1 pseudogene is annotated in these 406 nt (G+C 54.9%); it reads right to left on the minus strand.

The features are described 5' to 3' along the window. A pseudogene (locus tag EXE42_RS20470) lies at positions 1 to 188 on the minus strand (hypothetical protein); the annotation flags it as partial. Positions 189 to 406: the final 218 nt, after the last annotated feature.

Below are 406 nucleotides of genomic sequence, written 5' to 3' on the forward strand. Positions count from 1 at the left end.
GTGATCCCTAACTCACTGAACTGTTCTACTCGGTTTCGCCCGACTTGGACGAGATCAGTCAGTCGACTCCCTAGCAGATGGCGAGTGTCGTAGAACTCGTACTCGATAGACTCGTTCGAGGCGTCGATGGTGATGAGTGCGTACCTTCCTGGGTCGTCTACTCCGTCGTGGGATGCGATGTTGATCACCGTGCCGTACTCGAGGATTTCAGCTCTCCCTCCGAATTGATGGCAATGACCGCAGACGGTAGCTGGGGGCTGGATGTCGTCTATGAAGCTCCTGACGGCCTTCGACCCGATATGTTGTTGCCCGAATCGCTTCCCGATATCGAGAATGCCGAAGGGAGGAGTGTGAGTGACAAGAATCGGAGTTCTGTCTTCACAAGCGGTGCGGTGTTCGGAAAGGT

Origin of the sequence: Halorubrum sp. SP3 (genome assembly GCF_005435195.1) — an archaeon.
GTDB classification, from domain to species: domain Archaea; phylum Halobacteriota; class Halobacteria; order Halobacteriales; family Haloferacaceae; genus Halorubrum; species Halorubrum sodomense.